This is a genomic window from Herbaspirillum sp. UBA812, from assembly GCF_002296545.1.
GTDB classification, from domain to species: domain Bacteria; phylum Pseudomonadota; class Gammaproteobacteria; order Burkholderiales; family Burkholderiaceae_D; genus Herbaspirillum; species Herbaspirillum huttiense.
In genome coordinates this window covers 707-13,948 of the sequence record NZ_DBIC01000370.1, presented here as the reverse complement: position 1 = coordinate 13,948, position 13,242 = coordinate 707, and the positions used below count along the sequence as shown (strand labels likewise).

11 protein-coding genes are annotated in these 13,242 nt (G+C 63.9%); 4 read left to right on the top strand and 7 right to left on the bottom strand.

Annotated features, from left to right (window positions below; genetic code table 11):
- On the top strand, positions 1 to 1,791 hold a 1,791-nt coding region (locus B3873_RS24405; protein ID WP_286869584.1), incomplete at its 5' end, for a phosphate acyltransferase.
- Between the two features lie 90 nt (positions 1,792 to 1,881).
- Here B3873_RS24405 and B3873_RS24400 read toward each other — a convergent pair.
- The gene (locus B3873_RS24400; RefSeq protein ID WP_286869582.1) at positions 1,882 to 2,589 is read right to left on the bottom strand and encodes a GntR family transcriptional regulator; all 708 of its coding nucleotides are present in this window, start codon (positions 2,587 to 2,589) and stop codon (positions 1,882 to 1,884) included.
- Between the two features lie 221 nt (positions 2,590 to 2,810).
- On the opposite strand from B3873_RS24400, the gene B3873_RS24395 reads away from it, so the two are divergent.
- On the top strand, positions 2,811 to 4,130 hold the full coding sequence (locus B3873_RS24395) for an MFS transporter (protein WP_209532004.1): 1,320 nt from the start codon (positions 2,811 to 2,813) through the stop codon (positions 4,128 to 4,130).
- A 44-nt stretch (positions 4,131 to 4,174) separates the two neighbouring features.
- Entirely contained in the window at positions 4,175 to 5,449 is a 1,275-nt protein-coding gene (locus B3873_RS24390; protein ID WP_209532006.1) for a glucarate dehydratase family protein, read from the top strand.
- Between the two features lie 79 nt (positions 5,450 to 5,528).
- Here the strand turns inward: B3873_RS24390 and B3873_RS24385 are convergent, their stop codons facing one another.
- From B3873_RS24385 to B3873_RS24360, 6 genes are all read right to left on the bottom strand, one after another.
- On the bottom strand, positions 5,529 to 6,230 hold the full coding sequence (locus B3873_RS24385; RefSeq protein ID WP_134137130.1) for an ABC transporter ATP-binding protein: 702 nt from the start codon (positions 6,228 to 6,230) through the stop codon (positions 5,529 to 5,531).
- Complete coding sequence (locus B3873_RS24380) at positions 6,231 to 6,935, bottom strand: ABC transporter ATP-binding protein (protein ID WP_039786000.1); 705 nt, start codon at positions 6,933 to 6,935, stop codon at positions 6,231 to 6,233.
- Positions 6,922 to 7,896: a branched-chain amino acid ABC transporter permease gene (locus B3873_RS24375; RefSeq protein ID WP_286869579.1), complete on the bottom strand. Its 975-nt coding sequence runs from the start codon at positions 7,894 to 7,896 to the stop codon at positions 6,922 to 6,924. The genes B3873_RS24380 and B3873_RS24375 overlap by 14 nt, the downstream gene beginning before the upstream one ends.
- A gap of 4 nt (positions 7,897 to 7,900) precedes the next feature.
- Entirely contained in the window at positions 7,901 to 8,773 is an 873-nt protein-coding gene (locus B3873_RS24370; RefSeq protein ID WP_286869577.1) for a branched-chain amino acid ABC transporter permease, read from the bottom strand.
- A 64-nt stretch (positions 8,774 to 8,837) separates the two neighbouring features.
- Complete coding sequence (locus tag B3873_RS24365) at positions 8,838 to 10,022, bottom strand: ABC transporter substrate-binding protein (protein ID WP_286869575.1); 1,185 nt, start codon at positions 10,020 to 10,022, stop codon at positions 8,838 to 8,840.
- Between the two features lie 309 nt (positions 10,023 to 10,331).
- Positions 10,332 to 11,132 carry an IclR family transcriptional regulator gene (locus B3873_RS24360; RefSeq protein ID WP_286869573.1) on the bottom strand — a complete coding sequence of 267 codons (801 nt, stop codon included), beginning with the start codon at positions 11,130 to 11,132 and terminating at the stop codon, positions 10,332 to 10,334.
- A 361-nt stretch (positions 11,133 to 11,493) separates the two neighbouring features.
- Between B3873_RS24360 and B3873_RS24355 the strand changes: the two genes are divergently transcribed.
- On the top strand, positions 11,494 to 13,242 hold a 1,749-nt coding region (locus B3873_RS24355; RefSeq protein ID WP_286869571.1), incomplete at its 3' end, for a 3-hydroxyacyl-CoA dehydrogenase NAD-binding domain-containing protein.

Here is a 13,242-nt window from a genome sequence, read left to right as displayed (position 1 = left end):
ATCCCGGTCTTCCACGATGACCAGCACGGTACCGCCATCATCTCCTCGGCTGCCCTGCTGAACGGCCTGGAACTGGTCGGCAAGGACATCGGCGCCGTCAAGATCGCCGTCTCCGGCGCGGGCGCAGCCGCCATCGCCTGCGTGGAAGTGATGATCGGCCTGGGTGTGAAGCGCGAGAACGTCTACATGGTCGACAGCAAGGGCGTCATCTACGAAGGCCGCCCCGGTGGCCTGGACGCCTCCAAGCAGCGCTACGCCATCAAGACCGAAGCGCGCACCCTGGCCGACGTGGTCAACGGTGCCGACGTCTTCCTGGGCTGCTCGGCCCCTGGCGTGCTGACCGCCGAGATGGTCAAGACCATGGCCGACAAGCCCATCATCCTGGCGCTGGCCAACCCGGAACCGGAAATCCGTCCCGAACTGGCCAAGTCGGTGCGTCCGGACTGCATCATCGCCACCGGCCGTTCGGACTACCCGAACCAGGTCAACAACGTGCTGTGCTTCCCCTACATCTTCCGTGGCGCGCTGGACTGCGGTGCCACCAAGATCACCGAAGCCATGAAGCTGGCCTGCGTGCGCGAGATCGCCGACCTGGCCAAGGCCGAGACCAGCGCCGAAGTCAGCGCCGCCTATCCCGGCAAGGAACTGGTGTTCGGTGCCGACTACCTGATCCCGACCCCGTTCGATTCGCGCCTGATCCTGAAGATCGCCCCGGCCGTGGCCAAGGCGGCTGCCGAGTCCGGCGTGGCGACCCGTCCCATCAAGGACTACGCCGCCTACCGCGAAGAACTGACCCGCTTCATCTACCAGACCGGCATGTTCATGCAGCCTGTCTTCAACACCGCCAAGGTCGCGCCGCAACGTGTGGTCTACGCTGATGGCCAGGACGAGCGCGTGCTGCGCGCCGTGCAGTTCGTGGCCGACGAAGGCCTGGCCGCACCGATCCTGGTCGGCCAGCCCGCCGCCATCGAAGCCGGCATCAAGAAGGCCGGCCTGCGCATCAAGATCGGCCAGAACGTGCAAGTGATCGACCCGGCCAGCGACGCCCGCGTGGCGCAGTACGCCGCCCAGTACAAGGACGGCAGCGAAGCCGACGTGCGTGCCAGCGGCAGCCTGCTGGCGGCGCTGATGGTCAAGGCCGGTGACGCCGACGCCATGCTGTGCGGCCTGGATGGCAATTACGACGGCCACCTGGCCCATGTGGAAAAGGTGATTGGCCTGAAGGACGGCGCGCAGGAATTCGCCGCCCTGAATGCCGTGCTGCTGCCGGAACAGACGCTCTTCATCACCGACACCTACGTCAACGACACGCCGGACGCCGAGCAGCTGGCGCGCATCGCCAAGGCTGCCGCCGAAGAAGTGGCGCGCTTTGGTGTGCCGCCGAAGGTGGCCTTCCTGTCGCACTCCAACCATGGCAGCTCCTCGCGTCCCTCGGCCCGCAAGATGGCCGCCGCGCATGAAGCCTTCAAGAAGCTGGCACCGGACGTCGAGTCCGCCGGTGAACTGCATGGCGACGCCGCCCTGTCGGAAAAGATCCGCAACAATGCGGGCCTGGCCGACAGCGGCTTGACCGGTGCGGCGAACGTGCTGGTCTGCCCCAACCTGGATGCCGCCAACATCCTCTTCAACGTCTTGAAGACCAGCAGCGGCCAGGGCACCACCATCGGCCCCATCCTGCTGGGCGCGGCGGCCCCCGTGCACGTGCTGACCCCGTCCAGCACCGTGCGCCGTGTCATCAACATGACCGCGCTGGCAGCGGCCAAGGCACAGGACGGCAAGTCCAAGGCCTGAGTCCCGCAGGCAGCATGAACAACGCCCCGCTGTCGTGAGACGGCGGGGCGTTTTCTTTGGCCGGGCAGAATGCTTGCGCTGGCGTACGCCTCAGTCCTTGAGATAGTGCGGGAAGCGCTCGCGAATCTCTTCCAGATGCGTGAGCGTACCCGACAGGTGCTCGCGCAGGGCCGCCTGTGCCGCCTCTGCATCGCCTGCCGCGATGGCATCAACCAGTGCCGCGTGATCGCGCAGCACGCGTTTTGTCTTGCCAGGAAGCGGTACGTGCAAGTTGCGCAGCCGATCCAGATTGCCGCTCTGCCGCCGCACCATGGCCCATAGCTCCGGTACCTGCGCCGCCTCGTACATCTGGCGATGGAAAGCCTGGTCGGCCAATACGAACTCGGCATAATTCTCGCGTCCGGCCAGCACCCGCTGCACCTCGATGCTGTCGCGCAGCCGGCTCACCAGCGCGCCCTCGGTGCGCCGCGCCAGCGTGTGGACGATTTCCAGCTCGATGGAACGGCGCAGGAAATGCGCCTGCCGCGCCTGCGTCACGTTGATCGCACTGACCACCGTCGCATGCTGGGGAAAGATGTCCACCAGCCCCTCCTCGCCCAGTTTGATGAGCGCATCGCGAATCGGCGTCTGGCTCAGGCCGTATTGCGCCGCCAGTTCGGCCCGCTGCAGCACGGTGCCCGGCACCAGGCGCACGCCGATGATGAGTTCGCGCAGATGCTCGAAGACCTGCGGTGCGGCGTGCCGCGACCGGTCCAGCGGCGGAACGTTGAGGGTGATGGGTTCGGTGGCAGTGCTCATGCAAACAATCCTTGATCAAAAACCGGCGGCCCCAGCATGGATGGCATGGACGACCTGCCCGCTCTCATGCCCGGCATGATACCCGGCCTGGGCGCATTGACGCACTAATATATTAGTGTTTTAATGCACCACATCGCGCTATCCATGATGACCGTTGCATCCTTGAACGGCATGGCCACCAGAAGCCGAGCGGCAGCGCCCTTCCCATTGAGGAGACATGCGTGGAAACCATCAAGCCATCGGCCAGCGCCTTCGCTGCGGTCGATCCCTCCGTCTTGCAGCAGGCGGTCAGCAAGATCAAGCACCGGGTATTGCCGCTGTTCGTGGTGATGTTCATCGTCAACTACATCGACCGCGTCAACATCGGTTTCGTGCGCAGCCATCTGGCCACCGATGTGGGCATCAGCACCGCCGCCTACGGACTGGGTGCAGGACTGTTCTTCGTCGGCTATGCCATTTTCGAAGTGCCTTCCAACCTGCTGCTGCAGCGTTTCGGGGCCAAGGCCTGGCTCACGCGCATCATGGCGACCTGGGGACTGGCGGCCACTGCCATGGCCTTCGTCAACAGCGAGACCACCTTCTACCTGCTGCGCTTCCTGCTCGGTGCGGCCGAGGCCGGCTTCTTCCCCGGCGTCATCTACTACTTCACGCAATGGCTGCCGGCCAGCGAACGCGGGCGCGCCATGGCCATCTTCCTGTCCGGTTCGGCGCTGGCGTCCATCCTGTCCGGCCCCATCTCGGGCGGGCTGCTGCAGCTGGAGGGCGCTGGCCTGCATGGCTGGCAATGGATGTTCATCATCGAGGGCATGGCCTCGGTGGTGCTGTGCGGCTTCGTCTGGTTCTGGCTGGATTCGATGCCGGCCGATGCCAGGTGGCTCAGCGCAGAGGAACGCACGGCCATCACCGGCACCATCGTGGCCGAACAGGCCGAGCGCATGAAGCACAAGCCGGCCCACGTATCGCCGCTGCAATTGCTGCGCGATCCGCAGATCCTGATCTTCTGCTTCATCTACTTTTCGATCTCGCTGACCATCTACGGTGCCACCTTCTGGTTGCCGAGCATCATCCGCAAGATGGGCAGCTTCAGCGATTTCCAGGTGGGACTGTTCAATTCCATTCCCTGGCTGATCTCGATCGTGGCCATGTACGCCTTCGCGGCCCTGGCGGCGCGCTTCCGGCACCAGCAGGCCTGGGCGGCGACGGCGCTGGTGATTGCGGCCATCGGCATGTTCGCCTCCACCTTCGGCAACTCGGTCTATGCCTTCGTCTCGATCTGCTTTGCGGCAGTCGGGTTCAAGGCGGCTTCCTCGCTGTTCTGGCCGCTGCCGCAAGGCTATCTGGATGCGCGCATCGCCGCCGGCGTCATCGCGCTGATCAATTCCATCGGCAACCTCGGCGGCTTCGTGGCACCGACCACCTTCGGCTACCTGGAGCAGCGTACCGGCTCCATCCAGGGTGGCCTAATGGGACTGGCCATCACCTCGCTGGTGGCGGCCGGCGTGGTGTTCCTGGCTCGCTCGGGGCCGGGGACCCAGCGCTGAACACCAGATCCGCACCGCATCCTGTACATCACTGAAAGTCCATCATGAAAATCGCCCGCGTCACCGTCACCCCCATTGCCTTCAAGGATGGCCCGCTGTTGAATGCCAGCGGCATCCACGAACCTTATGCCCTGCGTTCCATCATCGAGATCGAGACCGACAACGGCTACATCGGCCTGGGCGAGAGCTATGGCGATGCACCAGCACTGAAGATCCTCGACCTGGTGAAGGAACAATTGATCGGCCTGGACCCGTTCAACCTCAACGGCCTGCGTGCCATCGTGCGCGGCGTGGTGGCAGCGATGGCCCCGGCCAGCAATGCCGGCGCGGAACTGGCCCCGGGTTCGCATGCCAGCAAGGCGGTGTCCAATGCCTACTCGGCTTTCGAAGTGGCTTGCCTGGATGCACAGGCGCGCTATCTGAATGTGCCGCTGGTGGACTTGCTGGGCGGTGCCGTGCGCAAGGAAATTCCTTTCAGCGCCTATCTGTTCTTCAAGTACGCGCAGCACATCGACAGCCCCTATGCACCCGATGGCTGGGGCGAGGCACTGAGCGAAGAACAGATCGTGGCGCAGGCACGCAAGATGATCGAGGAAAACGGTTTCAAGAGCATCAAGCTCAAGGCCGGGGCGCTGGACCCCGAGCATGAAGTGGCTTGCATCAAGGCATTGAAGAAAGCCTTCCCGGACGCGCCGCTGCGCATCGACCCCAACGGCAACTGGTCGCTGGAGACCGCCATCCGCATGGCCGACCTGCTGGGTGACGACCTGCAGTATTACGAAGATCCCACGCCAGGCCTGGAAGGCATGGCCGAACTGCACCGCCGCACCGGCCTGCCGCTGGCCACCAACATGGTGGTGACCGATTTCGATGAACTGCGCCGCAGCGTGGCCTTGAACAGCGTGCAGATCGTGCTGGCCGATCACCACTACTGGGGCGGCCTGCGCGATACCCAGCAACTGGCGAAGATGTGCGACATCTTTGGGCTGGGCGTATCGATGCATTCGAATTCGCACCTCGGCATCAGCCTGATGGCGATGTCGCACGTGGCCGCCGCAGTGGAGAACCTGTCCTATGCCTGCGACACCCACTACCCGTGGCAGGAGCCCGATGAGGAAGTGATCCGGGGCGGCAAGCTGCCCATCCGCAATGGCTGCGTACAGATCACCGATGCACCGGGGCTGGGTGTCGAAGTGGATCAGGAGCAACTGCGCAAGCTGCATCAGCTGTATCTGGAATGCGGCATCCGCCAGCGCGATGATGTCGGGCAGATGCGCAAGTACAAACCCGAATGGAAGACCGTCAAACCGCGTTTCTGAGGCTTGCGGCCGCGTTCAGGTTTTGACAGGAAGCTTCATGTCTTCGCGGGGGACAGGCGAGCGGATCGCCGCCCCCGCCTCATCGTGCGAAATAAAGATCATGCAGATGATCAAGCGCCACCTCGCTGGCCTTCTGCGACAGGATCACCTTGCCGCCCTGCATCAGGTAGACGTGATCGGCCACGCCCACGGCGCGTTCAGTGTTCTGTTCCACCAGGATGATGGTGCGGCCCTCTGCCTTCAATCGCGCCAGGATCTCGAAGAGTTCGTTGACCACCACCGGGGCCAGTCCCAGCGAGGGTTCGTCGATGATGAGCAGCTTCGGTTCGGACATCAGCCCGCGTGCCATCGCCAGCATCTGCGCCTCGCCCCCCGAGAGTGACCCGGCCAGCTGGCGGCGACGCTCGCGCAGCTTTGGGAACATGGTGTAGGCGCGCTCCAGGTTGTCCTTCACGCGCGCGCGGTGCTGCGGAGCGAAGGCACCGACGATGAGGTTTTCCTCGATGCTCATGGCGCGGAAGATCATGCGCCCTTCCGGGATCATCGCCATCGAGACCTTGGACATCTCCCAGGTCGGCATGCCATTGAGCACTTTGCCATCCAGCGTGACCTGCCCCTGCCCGATCGGAATCAGGCCCATGATGGCGCGCAGCAGCGTGGTTTTACCGGCACCGTTGGGCCCGATGATGGTGGTCAGCTGGCCCTGCCCCACCGTCAGGGAGACATCCCACAGCACATTGATGGCACCGTAGCCGGCGCGCAGGTTGGTGACTTCAAGCATTCACGCTCCCGTATAACTCTTGATGACTGCCGGATCATTGAACACCTGCGCCGGCGCGCCCTCGGCGATGAGCTGGCCGAAGTTGAGCACGGCCACGCGCGGACACAGGTTGCTGATGGTCTCGATGTCGTGTTCGATGATGACGATGCCCACCGCAAAGGCCTCATGCAGGCCCTTGAGCATCTGCATGAAACGGCGCTTGCCATTGGTCTCCAGCCCGGCCAGCACTTCGTCGAGCAGCAGCAGCTTGGGCTGGGTGGCCAGGGCCTTGGCCACTTCCAGCGCTTTCAGTTCGGTCAGCGCAAGTTCGGTGGCGGCATCGCGCTCGGCTTTTTCGGCCAGGCCGGTGAAGGCCAGCACTTCGTCGATCTTGGCAGCATCCACCTTGCCGGTGGCAAAGCGCTGCGCCACGATCAGGTTCTGCCGCACCGTCAGTTCATGCATGGGCTGCGGAATCTGGAAGGTGCGGCCGATGCCCAGCCGCGCACGGCGGTGCAGCGGCGCATGCAGGATGTCGGCGCCATTGAAGCGGATGCTGCCGCTGGTCGGACGCACCAGTCCGGAGATGGCATTGAAGAGCGTGGTCTTGCCCGCGCCATTGGCGCCGACCAGTCCGACCACGTCGCCGGTGCCGACCTGCAGCGTGACTTCATCAACCGCCGTCAGGCCGCCGAAGCGCACCGAGACCTTTTCAAGTTGCAGCATGCTTGCCTCCTGCGGATTTGCCTTTGCCCAGCTTGCGCAGCAGTGGCAGCAAGCCGTCCGGACTGAAGACGATCATCGCCACCAGCAAGGCCCCCAGCACCAGCTGATGGCCGGAAGGAATGATGTTCTTGAACACCAGCTGGTCCAGCAGGTAGACCACCACCGCTCCGACCACCGGACCGGTGATGCTGCGGTAGCTCCCGAAGATGGCCGCCACGATGGGGATGGTGACCCACAGCGCGCTGAAGGCATAGTCCGGTTCCAGGAAGCTGATGTAGTGCGCATTGAAGGCACCCACCACACCGCACATGAAGGCCGACAGCAGCAGCATCATGCCCTTGAGCACGGTGCTGTTCACGCCCACCACGCGGGTGGCATCCTCGCTCTCGTGCATGGCGCGCAGGGCCAATCCATAGTGGCTCTCGCGTACCCGCGCATACACCAGTGCGAACACCGCCACGATCAGCAGGATCACGAAATACGCACCGATCTTGCTCGACAGGTCCACCCCCATCACCGTCGGCAGGCGCGCAATGTTGGAGAGCCCGCCCGAGCCGCCGGTCATCGAAGTCCACTCGGTGGCCAGGATGCGGAAGATGTGTGCATAAGCCAGGATCGCCAGCGCGAAATACGGACCGCGCAGGCGTAATACCGGCAGCATCGCCAACGCTGCAATCAGTGCACCGACACCGCCCAGCAGCATCCCCAGCAATACAGGCACGCCGAATTTCATGCTCAATACCGCCGAGGTATAAGCCCCCACGCCAAAGAAAGCCGCGTGACCGAAACTGATCATGCCACCCAGGTTGCCCAGCAGCGCCCACGACAGCGCGATGCCGCCGATGACCATCGAGGCCACCAGCAGGCTCATCACGTAATGGTCCTGCGCCAGCAGCAGCGGTGCGCCGATCAGCAGCAAGGGCAGCAGCAGTGCGGGCAGCTTGTTCTTGTTCATCGTCATGATTTCATCCCCTTCTTGCACGCACGCCGAACAAGCCGTTGGGCATGATGAACAGCACCAGCAGGAACAGCCCCATGCCCGCCAGTTCCTGCAGGGCCGAGCTGGCCAGGGTCACGGTCAGCGCCTCGGCCACGCCGAGCAGGATCGCGCCGATCAGCACGCCCGGAATCGAGCCCACACCGGCCAATACAGTAATAATGAAAGCCTTGACCGTGAGCACTCCGCCATAAGCTGGGCTGATAACACCGTAACTGAACAAGGCCACCCCGGCGAAGGACGCCAGGATGCCCGCCACGATGAAGGACACCAGTTCGGTATAGCCGGGATTGATGCCCATGAGCTTGGCCGCATCGCGGTTGCTGGAGACGGCGCGCACCGCGCGGCCATACCAGCTGCGCGAGAGCCACCACCAGAGCGCGGCCATCATCAGCAGGCTCACGCCGAAGAACAGCACTTCGCTGCGCATGCCGTAGAAGGGGCCGAGCACGAAGGCTTCCTGCAGCCATTCGGAACTGGTGGAACGGATGTCGGCCTTCCAGATCAGCAGCATGCCGTTGGTGAGGATGACGCCGATGCCATAGGTGAGGATCAGCGAATTGATCTCGCGGTCCTTCTTGATGCGGCTGACCACGAAATACACGATGGCCGAGGTCAGGCATACCACCACCAGCGCGATGGGGATGGCCAGCACCGGATTGAGGCCCAGGCCCGATTCCACCGAGTAGGCGATATAGGCCGCCAGCAATACCAGCTCACCCTGCGCCAGGTTGATGACCCGCATGGCGCCGAACACCAGCGCCAGGCCCAGGGCAATGAGAGCGTAAGAGCCCCCCTGCAGCAGCCCCGAGTACAGGGCTTGCAGTATCAGTTCATTCATGTCTGCATTCCGTTGGAGTGGGCAACGGCGCGCACGCCCGTGCAGCGTGCGCGCCGCCCGGGCATTACCAGGGCACGGCCGGATAATTCATCTTGTTGGTAGCAGCCGCCTTGGGCCAGACGATGGCGACCTTGTCGCCCTGGTGCTGGCCCATGTGGTGGGTGAAGTTCAGATTGTCGCCATTGGCACCGAACTGCACGCGGCCGATCAGCGTTTCCCGATCGGTCTTGCGCATTTCTTCGGCCACGCCATCCTTCTTCAGCGTGCCCTTGTCGGCGGCGCGGGCGATGGCTTCGAACAGCAGCATCGATTGCACGTAGCCGAACTGGCCCAGGTAGTCCGGGTCCTTCTTGTAGAGGCGGCGATAGGTTTCTTCAAAGAGCTTGCCGTCAGCCGTGGTGAACTGCGCCGGATACGGCAGCAGCGCCGTGCCATACACATTGGGCACCAGGTCCGGGAAGTCCTGCGCCATCTTCGGGGTGGCCAGCGACCACACGCCGACCATGGCCTTGACGGCGGGCTTCAACACCCGCGCTGCGCGCAGGATGCCGACGTAGTCATTCTCGTAGCCGATCATGGCGATGACTTCCGGCTTGTCCTGCAGCTTGATCTTGTTGACGATGGGCTTGAAGTCGCTGATGGCCGGATCGAAGGCGTGCGAGGTCACCTTCAGTCCCTTGGCACCCCAGGCTTTTTCCAGGTCCTTGGCCAATGCTGCCGTGGCTTCCTTGGTGGAATAGACGATGGAGACCGAACGCGCATTCATGTCGTCCAGCAGGCCCACCATGGCCTTCTGGTAGCCGGCCACGTTATTGATGCGGAAGAAGTTCTTGCGGCCGCTGTTGACCAGGTTGTCGTCCACGCCGCCGGAGGTCATGTAGACCAGCCCGGCCTTGCCCGCCGCATCGGCAGCCGGTGCGATGTTGTTGGAGCCGTAGCCGCCGGTGATGGCCAGCACGCCTTCGCCGGCCAGCTTCTCGACGGCGGCAATGGCCTTGGCCGGCGCCGATTCGTCATCGATGGTCACCAGCTTGATCTTGTGCTTGCCGTTGGTCTTGTTGAAGACATCGGCCGCCACGTTGATGCCCTCCTGCATGCCCGAGCCCACGCGGGCCAGGCTGCCGGTCAGCGGGATTTCCACGCCGACCTTGAGTTCGTCGGCGGCCGCGCTGCCCGCGCCACCGGCCAGTGCCGAGGCGATACAGGCCAGCAGGGCCAGTCGCTTGATGCCTTGATGCTTGTTCGTCATTGTCTCCACCTTTTTCATCTGAGTGAATCTGAGTGATGCTGATGTGTGTCCTGGCCGGGGACGTCCCGCTTCAGCGATGGATGCCAGGCACACGACGCTGCCTGCGAACGTACGCATCCCGGCCGGACGGCACCGGACACCCATGGCTGAAACGGGTCTGCATGACCCCGATGGCGCTGACTTCTGTTTTTTGTTGTGATGGACCTGCGGTACTGCCTTGCTGCGCACCGGTCATGCCTGCGGCATGGCGGCGCGTCTGTCTCCGTGCTCGTTGTTGCTCGTTGTGACCTGTTCGTTGCTGCCTGCCGCTCAGTGGCGGCCCATGCTGGCTTCCACCGTGCGCACCACGTTCACCAGACGCGGGCCGAGGTCTTCCATCAGCATCTCGCGCGTCAGCATGAAGGCCGGGCCGCCGCAGTTGAAGGCCATGATCTTTTCTTCGTTGGCATCGATCATGGGCACGCCCACGGCGCTGATGGTCTTTTCCCATTCGCCGACGGAAATGCAGAAACCATGATCCTGGTAATCCTTGAAGGCCTGCTCGATGCCGGCCTTGACCTTGGGCCATTGCTCTTCATTGCGCAGGCGGATGTGGTCCATCAGGAAATCGCGTTCGTTCTGGGGCAAGGCGCACAGCAGCGCGCGGCCCATGGAGGTGGTGGCCAGCGGAATGCGCGAGCCGACGTCGCGGCGCAAGGTCACGGCGGACTGGCCGCGCGTGGCTTCGATGTAGACCATGCCGAGGCGATCGCGGATGCCCAGCGCCACATTGCATTGCGAATAGTCGGCCAGCTCCTGCATGGCCGGTCGCGCCAGCTTGCGTACATCCATGCCTGAGAGCAGCGAGTAGCCCAGGGCGAGCACGCCGGAGCCGAGCTGATAGCGGCCCTGGTCTTCGGAATATTCGAGATAGCCCAGCCGCGTCAGGGTATGCGTCAGGCGCGAGATGGTCGGCTTGGGCAGGCCGGTGCGCTTGGCCAGTTCGGTGTTGGTGAGGTAGATCTCCCCGGGGCGGAAGCACCGCAGGATCTCCAGTCCACGCGCCAGGGCATTGACGAACTGCCGGTCGTGGCTCTCATCCTCACCCTTGAACGACACAATCTCATCCATCCGTCACATCTCCGCGTGGCAGGGCCGTGCCGCATGGTCACGTCGCCCCTCATTGGCTGTGGAATGTACACACCTGAAATCGCAGTGTCAATTATTTGCGAACGTGTATTCCGCTGTGCAAAACAAGCAGTCTGGATGTGGCGTTTCAACAGCGCCAACAGAGGCCCCCGGCTCAACCTGCCTTTTTCGCCATCGGCCGCAAACGCCCGCCCCACCTGACCCTTGCTGACAATTGTGCAGATCGGGCCGCTGCGGTATGCACGGTTTACACATCCGGCGCAAATGCGGTATCGTTGCCGACAAAAGCCATTTGCGAACTTGAGTTTCGCTATGCGAACCAACTAGAACAGGAGACTGCTGCATGTCCAAGCAATCCACGGCGGCGGGCGAAACGCCCCCGGTCCATCTGGCGCGTGAAGGTGCCATCCTGGTGGTAACCATCGACAACCCACCGGTCAATGCGCTGGGGGTGGCGGTGCGCCGGGGCCTGATGTCCGCCATCGAGGAAGGCGAAGCCGATGCCGGCGTGGCCGCCATCCTGGTGACCGGCGCGGGCCGCAACTTCATCGGCGGGGCCGACATCCGCGAATTCGGCAAACCGCCGCAATCGCCCCTGCTGACCGAACTGTGCAATCGCATCGAAGTCTGCAGCAAGCCAGTGCTGGCCGCCATCCACGGCGCAGCGTTGGGCGGCGGGCTGGAAGTGGCGCTGGCAGCGCATTACCGCGTGGCCCTCTCCAACGCCCGCCTGGGTCTGCCAGAGGTCCAACTGGGCCTGCTGCCCGGTGCCGGCGGCACCCAGCGCACGCCGCGCCTGATCGGTGCGCAGGCCGCTCTGGACATGATGCTGAGCGGACGCCATCTCAGCGCCAAGGAAGCTCTCTCACTCGGTCTGGTGGACCAGCTGGCCGAGGGCGACAGCGCCGATCAGGCGCGCGCGGCCGGCCTGCGCGAACTGCAGGCCCTGCTGGACACGCATGCCCCGGTACGCCGCAGTCGCGATGGCAAAGGGCTGGCCGATACGGCCGCCACGCAAGCGGCCATTGCGGCCGCACGCGACGAGGCTGGCAAGAAATCACGTGGGCTGTTTTCGCCGCACAAGATCATCGATGCGGTGGAAGCCGCCACCAATCTCACCTTCGAGGAAGGACTCGCCCTGGAACGCCAGTTCTTCCTGCAATGCCTGGACAGCCCGCAACGCGCCGGCCTGATCCACGCCTTCTTCGCCGAACGCGAAGTGCAGAAAGCCCCCGAGACCCGCAACGCCCAGCCGCGCCGCATCGAACAGATCGGTGTGGTCGGCGGCGGCACCATGGGTGCGGGCATTGCCGTGGCGGTGCTCGATGCCGGTTTGCCGGTGACCATGATTGAACGTGACGACGAAGCGCTCGCACGCGGACGCGGCCATGTGGAAAAAGTTTACGACGCCCAGGTGACCAAGGGCCGTCTCACGCAAGAAGCCCGCGACGCCGTACTGGCGCGCTTGCAGGGCAGCACCCGTTATGAAGACTTGTCCGCCGCCGATGTGGTGATCGAAGCCGTCTTCGAAGATCTGACGGTGAAGCAAGCCGTCTTCGCCGAACTGGACCGCGTTTGCAAACCCGGTGCCGTGCTGGCGACCAACACGTCCTACCTCGACATCGACGCGATTGCCGCCAGCATCTCCCGTCCTGCGGACGTGATCGGCCTGCATTTCTTCTCGCCGGCCAATGTGATGAAGCTGCTGGAAATCGTGGTGCCGCGCCAGGTCGCCGCCGATGTGGTGGCCACCGCTTTCGAACTGGCCAAGCGCCTGCGCAAGGTGCCGGTGCGCGCCGGGGTCTGCGATGGTTTCATCGGCAATCGCATCCTGGCCGTGTATCGCCAGGCGGCCGATGCCCTGATGGAAGATGGCGCTTCGCCCTACGAGATCGATGCCGCCGTGCGCGACTTCGGTTTTGCCATGGGGCCGTACCAGGTGGTGGACCTGGCCGGTGGCGACATCGGCTGGGCCACCCGCAAGCGCCGCGCCGCCACGCGCGATCCGCGTGCGCGCTACGTCCACATTGCCGACCGCCTGTGCGAGCGCGGCTGGTTCGGCCAGAAGAGCGGACGCGGTTTCTATCGCTAT